General features: G+C 45.2%; 15 protein-coding genes. 10 read left to right on the top strand and 5 right to left on the bottom strand.

What is annotated here, in order from left to right; all coding sequences use genetic code 11:
- Positions 1–79: 79 nt before the first annotated feature.
- Positions 80–679, bottom strand: a complete 600-nt coding sequence (locus tag ACED46_RS05620) for a CoA pyrophosphatase (protein WP_102333204.1) — start codon at positions 677–679, stop codon at positions 80–82.
- A 303-nt stretch (positions 680–982) separates the two neighbouring features.
- Here ACED46_RS05620 and ACED46_RS05615 point away from each other — a divergent pair, with 303 nt between their 5' ends.
- Positions 983–1,525, top strand: coding sequence for a heme NO-binding domain-containing protein (locus tag ACED46_RS05615; protein ID WP_017060423.1), 543 nt, complete (start codon positions 983–985; stop codon positions 1,523–1,525).
- A 1-nt stretch (position 1,526) separates the two neighbouring features.
- The gene (locus tag ACED46_RS05610) at positions 1,527–3,245 is read left to right on the top strand and encodes an ATP-binding protein (protein ID WP_371721055.1); all 1,719 of its coding nucleotides are present in this window, start codon (positions 1,527–1,529) and stop codon (positions 3,243–3,245) included.
- Positions 3,246–3,407: 162 nt separating this feature from the next.
- Here the strand turns inward: ACED46_RS05610 and pabB are convergent, their stop codons facing one another.
- A complete protein-coding gene (gene pabB, locus ACED46_RS05605; RefSeq protein ID WP_017065426.1) occupies positions 3,408–4,787 on the bottom strand; it encodes an aminodeoxychorismate synthase component I in 1,380 nt (459 codons plus the stop codon).
- A gap of 254 nt (positions 4,788–5,041) precedes the next feature.
- Between pabB and ACED46_RS05600 the strand changes: the two genes are divergently transcribed.
- From ACED46_RS05600 to ACED46_RS05565, 8 genes are all read left to right on the top strand, one after another.
- On the top strand, positions 5,042–6,559 hold the full coding sequence (locus tag ACED46_RS05600) for a fumarate hydratase (RefSeq protein WP_102320448.1): 1,518 nt from the start codon (positions 5,042–5,044) through the stop codon (positions 6,557–6,559).
- Between the two features lie 164 nt (positions 6,560–6,723).
- Positions 6,724–6,909 (top strand): hypothetical protein, encoded by a 186-nt coding sequence (locus tag ACED46_RS05595; RefSeq protein ID WP_004734731.1) that lies wholly within the window; start codon positions 6,724–6,726, stop codon positions 6,907–6,909.
- Between the two features lie 223 nt (positions 6,910–7,132).
- The gene (locus ACED46_RS05590; RefSeq protein WP_371721054.1) at positions 7,133–8,506 is read left to right on the top strand and encodes a YcjX family protein; all 1,374 of its coding nucleotides are present in this window, start codon (positions 7,133–7,135) and stop codon (positions 8,504–8,506) included.
- Between the two features lie 14 nt (positions 8,507–8,520).
- Entirely contained in the window at positions 8,521–9,573 is a 1,053-nt protein-coding gene (locus ACED46_RS05585; RefSeq protein WP_371721053.1) for a YcjF family protein, read from the top strand.
- A 123-nt stretch (positions 9,574–9,696) separates the two neighbouring features.
- Positions 9,697–11,241: a transcriptional regulator TyrR gene (tyrR, locus tag ACED46_RS05580; protein WP_017067720.1), complete on the top strand. Its 1,545-nt coding sequence runs from the start codon at positions 9,697–9,699 to the stop codon at positions 11,239–11,241.
- A gap of 18 nt (positions 11,242–11,259) precedes the next feature.
- Positions 11,260–11,847, top strand: coding sequence for a ribosomal protein S5-alanine N-acetyltransferase (gene rimJ / locus ACED46_RS05575; protein ID WP_017065430.1), 588 nt, complete (start codon positions 11,260–11,262; stop codon positions 11,845–11,847).
- A gap of 164 nt (positions 11,848–12,011) precedes the next feature.
- Positions 12,012–12,485: a DUF2947 domain-containing protein gene (locus ACED46_RS05570; protein ID WP_017060433.1), complete on the top strand. Its 474-nt coding sequence runs from the start codon at positions 12,012–12,014 to the stop codon at positions 12,483–12,485.
- 268 nt (positions 12,486–12,753) lie between these two features.
- Complete coding sequence (locus ACED46_RS05565; RefSeq protein WP_017065431.1) at positions 12,754–12,969, top strand: hypothetical protein; 216 nt, start codon at positions 12,754–12,756, stop codon at positions 12,967–12,969.
- 171 nt (positions 12,970–13,140) lie between these two features.
- Here ACED46_RS05565 and ACED46_RS05560 read toward each other — a convergent pair whose 3' ends face one another.
- The 3 genes from ACED46_RS05560 to ACED46_RS05550 all read right to left on the bottom strand — a co-directional run bounded on the left by ACED46_RS05560 (position 13,141) and on the right by ACED46_RS05550 (position 18,731).
- Positions 13,141–15,981 carry an Hsp70 family protein gene (locus ACED46_RS05560; protein WP_371721052.1) on the bottom strand — a complete coding sequence of 947 codons (2,841 nt, stop codon included), beginning with the start codon at positions 15,979–15,981 and terminating at the stop codon, positions 13,141–13,143.
- A 153-nt stretch (positions 15,982–16,134) separates the two neighbouring features.
- Positions 16,135–18,099 (bottom strand): Hsp70 family protein, encoded by a 1,965-nt coding sequence (locus ACED46_RS05555; RefSeq protein WP_371721051.1) that lies wholly within the window; start codon positions 18,097–18,099, stop codon positions 16,135–16,137.
- On the bottom strand, positions 18,099–18,731 hold the full coding sequence (locus ACED46_RS05550; protein ID WP_371721050.1) for a DUF2760 domain-containing protein: 633 nt from the start codon (positions 18,729–18,731) through the stop codon (positions 18,099–18,101). The genes ACED46_RS05555 and ACED46_RS05550 overlap by 1 nt, the downstream gene beginning before the upstream one ends.
- Positions 18,732–18,919: the final 188 nt, after the last annotated feature.

The following is an 18,919-nucleotide window of genomic DNA, read 5'->3' as shown; positions in this document are numbered from 1 at the left end:
TTTGCGTAAAATTGCATTAATAAATCTGTTCCATAGGAAGTCTGGATTTTGTTAACAGAGATTAAACAAAACGTAGTTGCTATGTAATTTGTTGCACTACATGTTGCTGCAGTGAATGGATGATTTGCGCCGTAACGCCCCAAATTAGGTGCTCTTGGAAGGGCATAGCAAAAACTCGATGCTTGATTTGTTTAAAGTTAACAGTGTGGCTGTGTAACTTGGCTTGGTCTAAAACATAGGTAGCGGGCACCTCAAAAATTGAGGCAACTTCGTTCTCATCGATGATGGCTTTATAGTCAGGATCGACCATGGCAACAATCGGCGTCACAGAAAATTTACTAATAGTACTCAATGCAGGTAATTGCCCAACAATTTTAACTTGATCCGATCGAATTCCCACCTCCTCATGGAGCTCTCTGAGTGCAGTGAATTGCATAGAAGGGTCAGAAAGTTCGTGTTTACCACCAGGAAAGCTGACTTGGCCGGGGTGATGCTTTAAATGAGCCGCTCTTTTAGTAAAAATGACATGTAAACCATCTTCTCTTTCAACTAAACCTACCACCACTGCCGCTTTACGTAATTGCTCGCCACTGATGTGCGAAACACGCTCTACTGACTCTGGGTGATAGCCAACGGTAGGGTTAAGTTGGAATTGCTGAAGGAAGTTTTCTTTATTCATATCAAGCCAATATATTGATTATTATGATTTTAATTATAGACATAACCGTGGGTTGATTACCAATATTGAGTTTTTCTTCATTCACTTTCCCTCTTTTAGTTATTAATTGGGCGTCATGAGGGGCTGTTTACCGATGAATCTCCTCAAAATGACGATTTTTGCTATATTCAATATGTGCATACAGGCGAGTAAGCGTTATCGATGTCATAAAATTGGGTGACGAAACGTAGATTTTTTGTTTAAGAATTTGATAACAATAACTTAGTGGACCATTCTAAAAAGAAATAGAAGAAAAGGTATGAGATGAAAGGAATCATATTCACCGAATTTTTAGAGCTTGTTGAAGACAAGTTTGGGCTAGAGCTTTTGGAAGAAGTTCTAGAAATGTCAGAAGATGAAGGAATCTATACGTCGGTCGGCAGTTACGACCACAAAGACCTTGTCAGGTTGATTATCAACTTGAGTAAGAAAACCGATATTGATGCGGCAAGCTTGCAACGCGTGTTTGGGCAGTCTGTATTTAAGAACTTACTGGCCTCATTACCGAATAAAGCGAGCCTTGCTCACAGCAATACCACCTTTCAATTTATTCAGCACGTAGAGCGTTACATTCATGTTGAAGTGAAGAAGCTCTATCCGGATGCTGAGCCACCTGAATTCAGTTTTATCACCACGACCGAAGCACAACTTGTTTTTGACTACAAAAGCGCAAGGTGTATGTCTCATGTTTGCTTAGGGCTTATTGAAGGATGTGCTGAATACCACGGTGAATCTATCGCGGTGGAGATGACGCCACAAAATGATGACCAAAGCGTGGTTAGGTTTAATCTCAAAGTAGAAAAGTAATATGGATCTGGCATCTGCCCTAGAGAAGAAGCTTAAGCGTCAAATCGCGGCAAGAAAAGTGGCTGAAGGATTGTTGGAACAGAAGAGCCTCGAACTGTTCGAGGCTAACCAACAACTTGAGCTTGCTTTGCGTCAGTTAGAAAAGCGCTCCAACGCGAATATACGCCGCATTGAATTCCAAGAACAAATCGACAACCTGTTGATTGATTTTGGGCGCGCGTTTCTAAGAAATGATCTCGATGATGTCATGCTATCTGAACTAACGACCAACGTGACTAACAGTTACTTAATCGAAGCCAGTCGTTTGATTCTACCTCCCAAGCTCATCCCTCAGTTACAGACCTATGATTATGGCGATGAGACTGTCGAGGTGTTAGAGCAAGACATTCAAGAACCTCATTGGCAAGACAACCTACTGACCGTGCCCTTAGAGGTTGAAAAAGTCATAGTTGGTGCGTTAATCGTCAGAGTCAGATTGTTAGACCAAGACTACGAGTTTATCCAAAGCCAACTGTTGTTGGTCACGGACCTTATCTGCAGTGTCTTAACCCATCAACTAGCAATCAACCGAAATATTGAATCACGTAAACGAGCGGAAGAGTCCGAAAGGGCAACGCGTGACTTTGTGGCCATGATTAATCATGAGTTAAGAACTCCACTTAATGGCTTACTAGGCAGTGCCGAGTTGATCAGTGATACCGAACTGAATAGCTCTCAGCGTGAGATAGTGAACAACCTGAGCCAATCTGGAGAGTTTCTCCGAACCATCATTAATGATCTATTGGATTACAGCAAAATCAATGCAGGGATGTTGGAGCTTATTCCAAAGAAATTTGCCCTACGTGATTTGAGAAACACGATTGAAAGCATCTTCGTCAATCGAGCAATTGAGAAGCAGCTCGAATTCAATATCAGTGTTACGTCAAACGTTCCCTCCCATTTCCAAGGCGATTTAGAGCGCATCACACAACTGTTTGTGAACTTAATAGGTAATGCGATTAAATTTACAGAAGAAGGGCATGTGAATGTTGATATTGAGTGGGACAAAAACCAATTTGTTTTCTCTGTAGAAGATACCGGAGTCGGAATTGCTGAATCAGCACATAAGACGCTGTTTGAACCTTTTACGCAGGCAGATAACTCAAGTAGTCGGAACTATGAGGGTACAGGACTTGGGTTAGCGATTTGTCGCAAACTGGTGGCTCTGATGAATGGTGATATTGGGGTGACCAGTGTCGTTGGTTCAGGCACGACGTTTACCATCTCGATTCCTCTTCAAGTTGTCGATGTTCCGGCAGAGAGTGATAGTGTCGCCAAGGGCTTTGAGTATGAGGCGGAATTGTCACTACTTAAAGTGCTGGTGGTTGATGATATTAAGATGAACCAGATCATCATCCAACAGATGCTCCGTAAACATGAGATTGAACCAGCTATTGCAAGTAATGGTGTCGAAGGGTTTGAGCTCGCGTCAGACAACGAATACGACATTGTATTCATGGATTGCAGAATGCCTGTTATGGACGGGTTTGAAGCAACAGAGAAGCTAAGAGAGAAGGGTTACGTTAAATCTATTGTGGCACTGACCGCCGGAACGACATTGGAAGAACGCGAACGTTGTATTCAGTGTGGAATGGATGACATTTTGAGTAAGCCTTACACCGCCAACGATCTGAAAGAGATGCTCAAGAAGTGGGGTGTCTCAGCGGTGAAGGTCGCTTAAACACGCGAATAAAGCGTTGTGAGTTATGTACTCTAACTTACAGACTAAAAAACCGAAGTGATCTTACGATCCTTCGGTTTCTTTTTATATCGAACTTTTGCTAGCCGTTAAGCTACGGAACTCGTCATTAAGTCGCGGAACTCGCAGTTAATGACACTAGGTTTAGCAATCTTCAAGTACCGGTAGAATTCGACTCAGCTTATCCAGTGTTTCTTGGTATTCAGAAGCACAATCACTATCAAATACCACACCACCGCCAGCCCAAGCATAAAGCGTGTTGTTCTCGGCGACTAATGTACGAATGGTAATACTGGTATCCATTCTGCCATTTCGGCTGATGTAGCCAATACTGCCGCAGTACGCTGAACGTCGATGCGGTTCTAACTCTTCAATGATCTGCATCGCGCGAACTTTTGGTGCGCCAGTAATCGAGCCTCCAGGGAAACAGGCTCTCAGAAGGTCAGTTGCAGAGTATTGGTCATCAAGGTCCGCTCGTATCGTGCTCACTAAGTGGTGCACGGCAGGGAAGCTTTCAATATCGAAGAGCTTTGGTACATGCACTGTGCCCGGTTTTGCTACTCGGCCAATGTCATTACGAAGTAGGTCGACGATCATCAAGTTTTCCGCCTGATCTTTATCGGCGCTTGCTAGGTCTTGCGCGTTGGCATTATCAATCATCGGGTCCTCAGAACGAGGTCGTGTGCCTTTGATTGGCTTGGTTTCAATGACGTTGTCTTTGAGTTCTAAGAAACGCTCTGGCGAAACACTGATGATTGCGCAGTCGGCCAAACGGATAAAACCCGAAAAGGGCGCTGAGTTGTACTGTTCTAACTTGTCATAAGCCAGCCATTCACTACCTTGGTATTGGGCATTGAAGCGCTGAGCTAAGTTAATCTGATAGCAGTCCCCGGATAACAGGTACTCTTGAACACTATCGAACTTAGTGGCGTAGCTCTCTTCGCTCATATTGGATTGCCACGGTGTGGTTAACCCAAAGGGCGCATGTGATAGGTGTGATTGAGCCATCTGCTGCATTAGCCAATCATGATGTTCATCGATATTGCTACCGACAATACACGCCGTTTTCAATTGGTGGTCAACGATAACAGCCCATTCATACAAGCCAACTGCCATGTCAGGTGCTTCAATATCACGCTTTGCGAGTGATGGAAGTGTCTCGACTCTGCGCCCTAAATCATAGCTAAAATAGCCTAAAGCGCCGCCAACGAATGGCAACTGAGTGTGCTCTTTAGTCGCAGGCAATAATTGTTGCTGATATTGGTCGAGTAGTTCGAAAGGATCAGAGTCTGAAACCTCGCACGTCTCATTAACATTAACGGTCGTTTCTGCACCGATTGTCTCGAAGGTGGCGATGGGTTGAGCAACTAAAATATCGTATCGACTATCAACGTGGCTTTCTGAAGCGGAGCGTAATAGCATTGCCCACGGCAGGTTTTCAATATGGGAAAACAGCTGTTTAGCTAAAGTTGATTGATATTCAAGCGGCTTGATTTGGATAGAGCGAAATTCGTTGTTATTCATTTGTTTAATTTGTGACAAAGAGTTCGATCACTGCATGGCGTGTGAGAGGAAGCAAGAGTATCATAAATTGAAAATAAAATGGGTTCTTGATTAGAACGGAGTAATCCAAGTGGTTTAGTTTAAAGCTATGCAAGCGATTGCTAAAGCAACTAAATACAGCTCAACACAATAAAAAGCTAAACCACCTAATTCGATTTGGCACATATAGTCAAACTGTGAACCCACATGGAACCAGAACAATAAAGAGGCATGCAATGACGGTTATTCGTAAGCAAGATGTGATCAGCAGTGTCGCTGACGCACTTCAGTACATTTCTTATTATCACCCTTTAGACTTTGTCCAAGCCCTAGAAAAAGCGTACGAGAAAGAAGAGAGCCAAGCAGCTAAAGATGCGATCGCTCAGATTCTTATCAACTCGCGCATGTCTGCGGAAGGCCATCGTCCAATTTGTCAGGATACGGGTATTGTTACTTGTTTCGTGAACATCGGTATGGATGTTAGGTGGGAAACGGATCAAACAGTACAACAGATGGTTGATGAAGGCGTTCGTCAAGCTTACAACAACCCAGATAACCCATTGCGTGCATCTGTCCTAATGGACCCTGCAGGTAAGCGTATTAATACCAAAGACAACACACCAGCGGTTGTCCACATTAATATGATTCCAGGCAACAAAGTTGAAATTCAAATCGCGGCTAAGGGCGGCGGTTCTGAGAACAAAACCAAGATGGTTATGCTGAACCCTTCTGATGATATTGCAGAATGGGTAGAGAAGACGCTGCCAACAATGGGTGCAGGCTGGTGTCCACCGGGTATGCTAGGTATAGGCATCGGCGGTACGGCTGAGAAAGCAGCTGTGCTAGCGAAAGAATCTTTGATGGAACACATCGATATCCAAGAGCTTATCGAGAAAGGTCCTGAGAACGCAGAAGAAGAGCTTCGTTTAGACATCTTCAACCGTGTAAACAAGCTTGGCATTGGTGCACAAGGTCTTGGCGGTCTCACTACTGTGGTTGATGTAAAAATCAAAACAGCACCAACTCATGCTGCTTCTAAGCCTGTATGTTTGATCCCGAACTGTGCAGCAACGCGTCACGTTCACTTCACACTAGATGGCAGCGGCCCAGCAGAGCTAACGCCACCTAAGTTAGAAGAGTGGCCAGACATCACTTGGGAAGCGGGCGCAAATACACGTCGTGTTAACCTTGATGAAGTGACTAAAGAAGACGTACAAGAGTGGAAGACCGGCGAAACGGTTCTTCTGTCAGGTAAGATCTTAACCGGTCGTGATGCTGCTCATAAACGTATTCAAGGCATGCTAGAAAGCGGCGAAGGCTTACCAGCCGGCGTTGATTTCAAAGGCAAGTTCATTTACTACGTGGGTCCTGTTGATGCTGTAGGTGATGAAGCGGTAGGTCCTGCGGGCCCAACAACTTCAACACGTATGGATAAGTTCACTGACATGATGCTGAACGAAACTGGCATTATGGGCATGATCGGTAAAGCGGAACGTGGCCCTGCAACGGTTGAATCAATCAAAGAGCACAAAGCGGTTTACCTAATGGCGGTTGGTGGTGCAGCTTATTTAGTCGCAAAAGCAATTAAAAAAGCACGCGTTGTTGCGTTTGAAGATCTCGGTATGGAAGCGATTTACGAGTTTGAAGTTGAAGATATGCCTGTAACGGTAGCGGTTGACTCTAACGGCGTGAACGCACACCAGATCGGCCCTGACACGTGGAAAGTGAAGATTGCTGAAGCTGAGAAAGCGTAATTAATCGACGCCAAAAAATCGTAATTGTCGCTAACTTCAGCGTTTGAATTGCAATTTTTGACAGAAAGTTAAAGACAAAAGTGCAGCATTATCTGCACTTTTGTCTTATTATCAATGATATAGTGATAAACACATAGTTTGATATAAGAACATAGGAGAGAGGAATGCCTCGTTTTATTCAGATCCTACAGATTATCTTGGCAGTGGTGATTGGTGCTTTTGTTGGCTACGACCTGATCTTGAAAGGGATCAGTATCTTTGATAATAAATACGTGACGATTACATGTGCGCTTTGGCTAATTGCAGAGATTGCGCTGTTTGTTATCTACAAGTTGATTGAAGACGATTAAACGTCGGATATCGTGCAAAAATTCTAAAGCCCCTGATTATGAATGTAGTCAGGGGCTTTTATTCATCTAGCATTAAGAATGTGTATTGCATACTCATCAACATCAACATCAACATCAACATCAACATAAGCAAAAGCATACAAACTATCCCAATTGGGAAAGAACATAGGCTTGCCTCTCTATTATCATAACCAGCTAGCCTAACTATCACGGAGTCGTTCAAATGAAACACCTAACTCAAGAAATGAGTGACTTTATAAGCAGAGGAACGGATTCTCATATTCGAGTAGCGGTCACGGGGCTTTCTCGTGCGGGTAAGACAGCATTCATAACTTCGCTGGTTAATCAGCTTCTTCACACGTCTACCCATAAAAACCTGCCACTGCTTGCATCGGCGAGAGATGGAAGAATTATTGGCGCAAAGCGCATCCCGCAACACAACATGATGATTCCACGCTTCTCTTATGATGAAGCGATGGAGTCGTTGAATGCACAGCCACCAGAATGGCCAGTGCCAACGCGTGATGTCAGTGAGATTCGTCTAGCAATCAAATATAAGCCTGCGAAGGGCGCGAAAAAGCTACTGAGTAAAAACAGCACCCTTTATCTCGATATTGTCGATTATCCAGGTGAATGGCTGCTTGATTTGCCGTTACTGGATATGGACTTCGATACCTGGAGCCAATCTCAGTTTGCAGCATTGAAAGGCGACAGAGAAACTTACTCGCAACAGTGGAACGTAATGCGTGGTGATATCGATTTGCTAGCAGAAGCGGACGAAAAGAAACTGGTCGCGATTGCCGATAGCTACACTCAGTACCTTCATACTTGTAAAAGTAACGGGTTGCATTGGGTTCAACCGGGTCGATTCGTATTACCTGGTGAGCTTGAAGGCGCGCCTGTGCTGCAATTCTTCCCGTGTATCGCACCTGAGGGTAAGTTCTCAAAAACAAGTAACTATGCGGTACTGAAAGCGCGTTATGAAGAGTATCAACAGAAGGTCGTCAAAGCGTTCTACAAGAATCACTTCGCGACGTTCGACAGACAAATCGTGTTGGTGGATTGCTTACAGCCACTTAATGCGAGCTATGACTCTTTCATGGATATGCGTGGCGCGTTAGAACAGTTACTTAAGAGCTTTAAGTACGGTCGAAGCAATATCTTAAGACGTTTATTCGCGCCGAAGATCGACAAGATCTTGTTTGCAGCCACCAAGGCTGACCACGTGACACCGGATCAACATCCGAACTTGGTGTCACTGTTACAACAGATGGTACATCCGGCTTGGCAGCAGGCGGCGTTTGAACACATCGACATGAGTTGTATGAGTATCGCGTCTATTCAAGCGACCAGCGCGGGTTATATCTCGTCTGGCTCAGACAATGTTCCGGCGTTGCAAGGTGTGACTTTGGATAATGTCCCTCAAACCATGTATCCGGGAGAGGTGCCGCGTAAGTTGCCCAACAAACAGTATTGGGAAACCAACCAGTTTGATTTCACGAGCTTTAGACCGATGGAGCAACATTCCGATGAGCCTTGCCAACATCTAAGAGTCGACAAGGTTTTAGAGTATCTCATTGGCGACAAGTTGAAGTAATTGAGGCAATCAAAATGAGTGAATTAAAAACAAAGCAGGTCTTTAATGAACCGTTGAAGACCTCTTTTGATGAGCAAGACAAGACCGACGTTGGCCTGGATTTAGGTGCTCAACAACTGTTCACAGAGCAAGAGAAATTTGTCCCTGTCGCACCGCAAGTGGAAGCCGAACTTGATGGTGAAGCTGAGCAGCAATTGGAACAAGTGATTCGACCGAGCAAAAAGAAGAAGTGGTTTGGAACGGGTTTATTGGTCGCTTTTTCTGGCCTAGTTGGATGGCAAGCAATTGAATCGGTCATTACCGCAATTCAAACTGCTGATTGGCTTGCGTTAGGTTGGGCAGGCTTTATTGCTGCCATTGCTTCATTGGGTTTAGGCGCAATAGGCAAAGAGCTGTGGAAACTGCGTTCACTTAAAGATCACTTTAGTGTGCAAGAGCAGAGTGAAGAGCTACTCCAAAGTCAAAGTGTCGGCAAGGGCAAAGCGTTCTGTGAAAACATCGCCAAGCAAGGCGGCATTATCGCTGAGTCTCCTTCGTACGATAAGTGGCGAAACAGCATTAACCCTGCACACAGTGATGCAGAAGTGTTGGATATGTACGATGCGTTAGTCGTGAGTCAACAAGACAAAGTAGCGACTCAAATCGTCACTAAGTTTTCGACCGAATCGGCGGCTTTGGTCGCGGTGAGTCCATTGGCGGCGGCTGATATGTTGTTGGTGGCTTGGCGAAATTTCACCATGATAGACAAGCTTGCTGATGTGTATGGCATTGAGCTTGGCTACTGGTCTCGCATTAAGCTATTTAAACTGGTGTTAATCAACATGGCCGCTGCAGGAGCAAGTGAGCTCGCGATTGATGCAAGTATGGATCTCGTCTCGATGGATCTTGCAGGCAAAGTCTCAGCTCGAGCAGGGCAGGGGCTAGGTGTCGGTATCCTTACTGCAAGACTGGGCTTAAAAGCCATGACATTGCTGCGTCCTATGCCTTGGCATAACGAACGAAAAGTAAAACTGGCAGACCTCCGCAAAGCCGTCCTTTCAGAAATAAAGCGTATCACTCTCAAATAAAGCATTTAAAGCTCAATAGTTTGAGAAGAAGAGTAAACATATGTTTACTCTTCTTCTTGACTGAACTCAGAGCTTAATCCACACTACTGTCAACTTATCCTGACACCTATAATAGGACTATTTGTGCGTCTTGAAGTATTGTGTGAAGACAGACTCGGCTTAACACGTGAGTTGCTCGATATCTTGGCCTCAAAAAGCATTGATTTAAGAGGAATCGAAATTGATGTTAAAGGTATTATTTATCTAAACTGCCCTGATATTGATTTTGATGCTTTTAGTGAACTTATGGCTGAAATTCGCCGAATTTCAGGTGTGAAGGATGTACGTAAAATCCAATTTATGCCAAGCGAAAGGCATAACACAGAGCTGATTGCTCTGCTGGCAAACCTACCTGATCCTGTTATTGCGATTGACCTTAAAGGCTCAGTCGATATGGCTAACCACGCTGCATTGAACCTTTTTAATAAGCAAGAAGACGCAGTCATCGGTGAACCGCTAGCGACGTTTGTTCCTAGTTTTAACTTTGCTCGTTGGATCGAAGGCGATGTAACGCGCCATCGTGAAGTTGTCGTGTTGGATGGTTTAGATTTCTCGATTGAGATCCTGCCGATTTACCTTGGTGGTGATGTCAACGAAGCGGTACTGGCAAGCGCAGTAATGACGATTCGTTCTTGTAATCAAGAGATGAACTCGCCAGATTCAATCCCAGAACAGAACAACCTAGGTTTCGAACATTTTGTTGGTGTCTCTAATCGCCATAAAGCCTTGATCAGCCAAGCTAAGAAATTGGCTATGCTGGATCAGCCTCTATTAATTGAAGGCGACACAGGTACAGGCAAAGAGATGTTGGCGAAAGCGTGTCATAACCGTTCAAATCGATCGTCTTTCCCATTCTTGATTCTAAGCTGTGCATCGATGCCTGATGACGTAGCGGAAACGGAATTGTTTGGTCATGCGCCGGGTTCATTCAACCATGAGCAAGGTCATAAAGGTATTTTCGAACAAGCGAATGGCGGTACGGTATTTTTAGATGAAATTGGCGAGATGAGCCCGCATCTTCAAATCAAGCTGCTGCGTTTCCTACAAGATGGTTCATTCCGTCGTGTTGGTGAAGAAGAAGAGATGCACGCGGATGTTCGTATTATTGCATCAACGCGCCACCGTCTTTCTGAATTAGCCGACTCGGGTTCGTTCCGTGAAGATTTGTTCTACCGCTTGAATGTACTGACTCTGTCTATTCCAGCATTGCGTGAACGCTCAAACGACGTAGCGCCACTGTTGGAACTGTTCGTTGCAAAGTACGCGCAGCAGTTAGGTATGTTAAAACCAAAACTGACTCAAGAGTTAGTCGACCAGCTTGGTAATTACCAATGGCCGGGCAACATTCGTCAGTTAGACAACATGGTTCTACGCGCACTAACAGAGTTGGATTCAGACACGCTAACGGTTGAGCAATTCCACTTGCCACAGCTTGAAACAATGACGGCTGGAATGGCGAACCTGAGCTTAGACGGCTCGCTCGATGAGATCATGAAAGACTATGAATCTCAGATTCTAGAGAAGCTTTATCAGTCTTTCCCATCAAGCCGTAAGCTAGCAAAACGTTTGAATGTTTCTCATACCTCAATTGCGAATAAGCTTCGTGATTACGGTATCAGAAAGAACTGATCGAATAAGAACAAGATTATGGAAGATTTGAGTACACCAGAGCGCATTTATAAGCATGATGGTAATCTGATTCTACGCACGGCTGAAATCGATGATGCTGGCATGATCAGCGAGTACTTTCAGGTTAACAGAGAGTATCTGAAACCTTGGGAACCGATTCGCGAAGACGCGTTCTTTGATAGAGCGAGTTGGGCGCAGCGACTGATCAAGTTAAACGAGCTTCATAAAATGGGGCTAGGCTATTACTGTTTACTGATTAACGCTGACTCTAATGAAATGTTAGGCACCATATCGTTCAGTAATTTGTCTCGTTTCCCGTTCTACGCTTGTAATGTCGGTTACTCATTGGCGCAAAGTGCACAGGGCCACGGTTACATGCGCAGAGGTTTGAACATGGCCAAAGACTACATGTTTGATGTGCAGAACATGCACCGCTTAATGGCGGGCTACATGCCTCACAACGAACGCAGTGCTGGCGTATTAGAACATCTTGGTTTTGTCCGAGAAGGTTTTGCTAAAGACTACCTACAGATTAACGGTAAATGGGAAGACCATATACTGACAGCATTAGTTAACCCAAATTGGGAAGATAGACGCGTTATTTAGCGGCAATATTGCTAAGACGTAGTACTAGTTAAAGGCCAATAGCTTTTAAACGTAAACAAAATTTAGACGCAGCGTATATCAAGCTTTGCTAATCGCCGCTGCATCAAAAAGAACAGATAGGCATGGTAAATCCATCAGCCTGAGCAGATATTTGAGGAATTTTGATGTCATACACAACTTTGGACGAATACCAAAGAAAATGGATTTTCACACACCAGTCAATGCCGCTTCCGGCAGAGGACTTGGAAAAGATTAAGCCAATGACACAGGCGAGAGCATCTCAGTTCTGGAAAGAGAACGTGAGCCCTCAAAGCCCAGACGCAGAACGACTGAGCTCGCAAGACTGGCCAAGCAAAGCATCGAACTGGAATGAAGAGATCAGTTGGATGGCGCATTGGGAAGCGGATGAGCCTGAAATGCCAGAAGAGATTCTTAACTTTATTGATTGGCAAGATGACGTAACTGTTTATTTTTGTTACGAAAAGTACAATGTTCTTGAAACCAAATGGGCGATTTTCAAGAAGCATTGGAAGAACTTCTTGTTCTACGATGATGGCCCGATTCTAATCGGTCGTCGTCGTTCAGAAGCCCTTTGGTTTGCTACCAATGGCAAGGTGAAAATTGGTAACCGTGCTTAACCTCGGTGTGATTTAATCGAGCTAGTGCTGGTAATCCGAGCAACAGATAGATAAACAAAAAGCGAGCATTGAGCTCGCTTTTTTTGTGCCTAATGATCTTCGAAGATCATGGAGAAGTGCCCACTATTTGAGTGCTGACAAAGGTGACCATTTTCACTCGTTCAAAGTGGGTAAATTACGAAATTGAGATCGCTATCTCATTGGGTTAGTTGAAGTTTTATGGGGTTGAGCTATCTTTATATTACTGCCTTAGTGGAGGTGAAGTATTATGATTTGGGATACTCTCGAACGTGTAAATAAACTTCGCAAGGAAGCAATGGAGGATCCAGAGTTTTTGGATTCAGCAAAAATGCATGAGGAATGGCTTTTAAGCGAAACTCATAATCAATCGAACAAAGGAGCAAAAGAGAATAAACCGAAAAAACTATCTGACATTTATGAAAATACGGATTTTCCTATCAACCCAACTGGAACCAAACATTAACAATGATGAACTGCAACACGGCTAAGGCTCTTAACCAAAAAGCTATAAGTCGATTACACATACCAGCCTTAAGCCACCAATAAAAAAGCCACTTTCAACGAATCGAAAGTGGCTTTTTCTTTTCTTGCTAGCTTCTTTACCATTAGTAACGAAAGCTAATCGTTTTTAAACCTAATTATTAATGAGGCTTAATCCGCTTGGTAATGCGTCACCAAACACACGCTTAGATTCGCTCTCAGAAAGCTCAGTCACTTCACTCACTAGTGTTAACCATGAATCAGGTACCTTGCTTTGCTTAAGCTTCTCAATCACTTGATTGCGATAGTCATCAGAGATATCAAACTGACGGTCACCAGTTTTACGACAAATCATCACCGCTGCAAAGGCGATCATCTGCTCTTTCTGCCAGTTCTGCTCGAGCAGTTTCGGTAACCATTGTTCAGCTTGTTCTCTAGGAATCACGCTGTGTTGGCTACCATACAAAGGTGTTCTTGAAGCCAATCGACCCAGAGCCCACCAGTGCGCTTGTTCAAATTGGTTATGGTTGATCGCTTTGCTTAAGAACCAACTTGCCAGCAGCACTTTGTCTTCAACCTCAAGTTGCTCAAGTGACGCCGCTAAACGGACCATGGCTTCATAACCGTTATCTTGCGCATCTTTGGCTGTCTTAGGGTTCTTCATTGCACCTGGGTGAAGGTATTTAGCGATGTCCGCCAAGATACTCTCTTGCTGCTCTTGGTTTAGCCCACCAGCGACACGACGCCAGAATACCCACCAGTCTGTCCAGCCTTGGTGGTTCTTGAACTGAATGTTCTGTTGGTAAAGGCCCCAAATCTGTTCGATACGCCATGAGTCAGTCGGATCGCCAAAGCCAGGACGTAGCGAGTATCCCGCCAAACGTAGCCAGTTCTTCTCGTGTGCTTCTGAGCGGCGACGACGTTTACGACCTAATGAGAAGGTATCAAATAGATGACGAAGGGTCGTGAAGTCCCATTCATCGCGTTTACCTAGTCGCTTCTCAAGATCTTTCGATAGTGTTTTGATCTCTTTCGATTCAGCACTCTTCTTGTTGCCGCTGTACAGGCGAGAAATCAACTCCTTACACTCTTCCAATCTTGGGTGAAGCGCGGAGGTATCAGATTCATCGCCTTGCTTGTTTCTTACTTCAAACTCAAGCAACCAACGCTTAGAGTCATCTTCTATACTCACACACTCCATTTTCAATGTGCCGACTTCGGTTAACTGACAAGCGAGCAGTACTTCAACACGCTCTTTTTGGTTGGCTTGAAGTTCTGCAGTACCTGAGCCTTCCAGCGTAGAAATATACGGTGGGAGAGGGGAGAACAAGTCGGCATCCACATTGACCATCACACCGTTTTGAATGGCGGTGTCATGAGCAATTTGATCGTGTGTTGAAGTCAGAAGATTAAATCGTACTGGCTCACCTAAAGTCAGCGAGAAACGACGGCTGTTCAAGCGTATCTCTTGGCCTTCTTCGGTTCCTTTGGCAAGCAGACAAAGCGCTTTACCCATCTTGTTTTTCTCTTGCAGATGCAAGAAGTAAGAACGGGCAGCACCGCCACCGATTTTCAGCTGTGCACCGCGGCGTGCTTTACCAAAGGCAACCGCGCCAAGGGCAACAGACCAATCTGGATGAGGGTTATCAAGCACTGTGATAGGAGAACCGTTCCAGTTGCCCAGTAGCTGAGTAATTCGCTCTGTTACCAGTTCACTGTTAAACACACCACCATTGAGCAGCACGCCAACTGGAATTGCAGGTTTGGTGTCATCGAACTCAATAGAGTCTGAGTTTTCCAATGCGGCTTTAGACACTTGTTGGTGCGTTGCTAGGAATTCTGCAACGTGCTTACTCACCGCAGGGTCAGCCACGTAAGGCAGACCAAACTCAACCACAGCACTGCGGCGTTTGTCGGGTGTTTCAGTAAACTCAGAAAGCGGGAAGAAACCTTCCAATGCGATTTGATGGACTTCTTGTTTAGTTAAACCAATACTCTTAGTACCGCCAAGCAGTTTTGAACCGCTGCCCAGCATGGTGATCTTTACATCATCGGGCGCATTGGCAGAAAGCAGGCTCTCTTTTGCGGCGCGAGTCTGTTGAATCAATTTGGTTAGGCTAGAGGCATTCAGTTTTTTGTTTTGATTGAAGCGTTGCTCTGCAAGGTGGGCAAGGGCTAAATCGAGGTTATCACCACCAAGCATCAAGTGTTCACCAACACCAATACGGTCGAGTGCGAGCTCGTTATTACCGTCGCTGTTCGCATCGAATTTGGCTTCAATTAAGCTTAAATCGGTGGTACCACCTCCAACATCACACACTAGAATCAGTGGGATTTGTTGAAGTTCATCTGCTGCGGTTTGTTGGTGACGGGCATACCAGTCATAACAAACGGCTTGCGGCTCTTCGAGTAATAGAATCTTACCTAAGCCCGCCAGTTCTGCGGCTTCGAGTGTTAGCTTGCGTGCTGTCTCATCGAAGGAAGCAGGAACGGTAACCACAACATCTTGGTCTTCAAGCTTGTTGCTCGGGTTACGGTAGTTCCATGCTTGGCGAATGTGGTTGAGGTAGCTTGCACTCGCCACAACTGGCGAGACTTTATCGACATCTGCTGCGCCTGCCCAAGGCAGAATGTCGGAGTTACGATCCACCGCTTGGTGTGACAGCCAACTCTTAGCACTCGATACTTGGCGGCCTTCAACCTTAGCGCCTAATTCACGTGCCCATTCACCGACGATAACGTTCTTAATATCGCCTTCAACGGGGCTTGGTTCCCACGGCATTGTCAGGTCAGAAGGGGGTATTTGACCTTGTGCTGGGTGGTAACGAAAGGATGGGAGTAAGGGCTTGCGAACCACTTCACCGGGGCCGATGAGTTGGTCAATATCGAAAAGAGAAACGGGAGCATGTTGTAGGTCGTCGTTGATTTCACAGTAAGCGACAACCGTATTGGTTGTACCTAAGTCAATGCCGACTAAAAAACGAGGAGTTGCCATACAAAACCTTATTCTTCCAGAGTGATGACCAGTTTTTTGATAGCTTTGGTCTTATTGTTGTTATTCGTAAACGTCATTCCTGAGAAACAGGCAGGACTAGATTGAGAAATGCATTGATAAAGTAACGGCACCCGCTAAGGTGCCGTTGATTCATTATGCTTGTTCGTTTGAGTCGTTATTCGAGTCTTCACGAACATCGAACTCAACGTGCCACTTCTGACCGTTGTCAGTAGCAATCGCTTCTAGGTGTAAGGTGCCTAGCTCAGTAACGCGAGAAGCCAAAGTCACTGGAACCACTTCACCTTCGCGACGGCCTTCAGAAACCGGCAATGTCACTTGGATTTCAGGAAGCTCATCAAGCTCTTCAGGCGCCCAGTGATCAAGGTGCGTACCCGCTTCATCTTCACGACGAATGGTTGAACCGAAGAACTGGAAGTGTACTGGCTGACCAATCACTAGACCGAATTCTTGGCTAGGTACTTGTACGCTTGAACCTTCTTCCATACCAAATGGTGCAACACACAGTGCTTCCATTGGAGGAGCCATACCTGGGATAGCTGGCATCGCGCTTTCAATTCCAACATAGTAAGAAGATGCGATACCACCACGGATACGAACGCCTTGGCCACGACGAACTGCGCCGTAGTAAGAAGCGCCACTTGCAACCGCTAGGTCTAAGTCGAAACCTGAAAGTTGTTTAGCAAATTCAGCGTCGGCATTAATTAGCCATTCATTGATCGTGTCTGAAAGACGATCAGCAAGTAGATTCGATTTTAGAACACCACCATTGAACAGTACCGCTGTTGGTTTGATGAAGTCTGCCACTGGCGCTTCTGACCCTTGCGCTTCTGTACCGGGCATACCGGGCATGTTTGCAAACGGGTTGAAATCTTGCTGAGCGGTTTCACTATTTCCAGAAAGCGCGTTCGCTTGCTTAGAAAGGAATGCAGCAATGTGACGAGTAATACCTGCGTCTTGAGCATAAGGCAGACCCATTTGAGTCAGTGCGCCACGCGTCTTTTGTACTGGGTGCTCAGTCACCGCTACTTTCGGGAAGAAGCCATCAACCAATGTTTGTTGTACTTCTTGCTGAGTCAGATCGGTTTTCAGTGTTGCGGCCAGTAGTTTAGAACCGCGGCTAGGTACAACGATAGGCACAGATTGCAGTTCAGCATCGTTTAGCAGTGCTTCTTTCGCATCACGACATGCGTGAGTCATTGCTTGAACCTGCCAAGGAGCCAGTTCTTTGCCTTCTTGCGCCAGTTTCATCTTCAAGCGGTAAGCCAGTGCTAAGTCCATGTTGTCGCCGCCAAGTAGGATATGTTCACCTACTGCGATACGGTTCAGGCTTAGGTTGCCGTCATCTTGTGTTACTTCAACTAACGAAAGGTCGGTTGTACCACCACCGATATCGACAACAAGAACGATGTCACCAACGTTTACTTCATCACGCCATGTGTCGTTGCTGTTATCAATCCAGCTGTACAGAGCCGCTTGTGGCTCTTCAAGAAGCGTTAGGTGAGTGAAACCAACATTACGTGCAGCTTCTGCTGTTAGGTCACGAGCCGCAGGATCAAACGAAGCTGGAACCGTGATCGTTACATCTTGGTCTGCCAGTTTGTGTTCTGGGTTTGCGTGGTTCCATGCGTCTTTAAGATGCTCAAGGTACAGTTCAGTTGTCTTAAGCGGAGATACTTTTTCTACTTCTTCAGGGCTGCCTGCAGGAAGGAAAGCATCGCGACGGTTTACACCACCGTGGCATAGCCAAGATTTTGCACTTGCTACCAAACGAATAGGGGTTTTAGAGCCAAGGTTACGAGCAATCGCACCCACTAGTGCTTTCGGCTCTGAAGACCAAGGAAGAACGCGAGAGCCCGCATTCATTTCATGTTCGTGCGGTTGGTATAGGAACGAGCCAAGTTGGCTGCGAGTTTCTACTGTACCTGGCGCCGTCAGTTGAGGGATTTGCATCACCTCAACGCGAGCGTCTTCATTGCTTGTGTCGATGTAAGACAAAACGCAATGTGTAGTACCTAAATCGATACCAACACTGAACTTGGGTGCCTGGTTTTGCTCTTGAGAAGATGGCTCTTGAGCTGAATGACTTTGGTGTTCCATTATAGCTCCACCTCTGCCGGTGCAATTACAGATGCATCGTAGTTTTCAGCAAGCTTAGGCAGGTTCATGTCAGTTGCTTTCCAACCTTTGTGAACTAGTGTGCCGTTGAATGGTGCATTGCCCGTTACGTTGCCAGTTAGGCGAATTTCTTGAGGGTTGAAACCTTCAGCGATAGTGATACGTGTTTCTTCATCTTCAGTGCGGATGTGAGACAGCGTTACGTAATCAGCCAATACTTTTTGACCGCCAGTGTGAATAACACGAGCTGCTGCGCCAACTTCTTCATCAGAGAATGACGTTAGGTCTTCTTTTAAGAAGTCGATAAGGCGCGCTTCTTGCTGCATGATAGACAGTAGCTGCATTGCTGAATTAGTAGGTGCTGTAGCAAGCTTAGATTCAACTTCTACTACTTTTTCGATCACACGTTCAACTTCTACTACTTTCTCTACTTCGACAATTTTCTCAACTGGCTTTTCAACTTCAACGACCTTTTCTACTGGTTTTTCTACGACTTTCTCAACCACTTTGGTTTTACGAGAAACGGCAATTAACAGTAGTAAAACGCTTGATGCAGTTAGGCCTGCGTGAAGCATATCAAACGTTTGTGGGATTAGGTTCAAATCAACGATCATAGTGATTTCTCTTTAAAATTGATTTAACGGTATATTCGTCGGTTTAAAGGAATATACAGGTTGGAAAGAAACTCAGTGGCATAAGGCCGAAATGGTCACTTTCAAGCTATAAATATGGGTGGATACTAGCATATTCAAGGCTTAAGGGCTTTATTTAATGTTTTCAATAAACTGGCTTTTTGGTGAGT

The sequence above is a fragment of the Vibrio sp. 1S139 genome, assembly GCF_041439475.1.
Classification (GTDB): Bacteria; Pseudomonadota; Gammaproteobacteria; order Enterobacterales; family Vibrionaceae; genus Vibrio; species Vibrio crassostreae_C.
The sequence above is the reverse complement of the archived record's forward strand: the minus strand, read 5'-3'. Positions and strand labels throughout refer to the sequence as shown.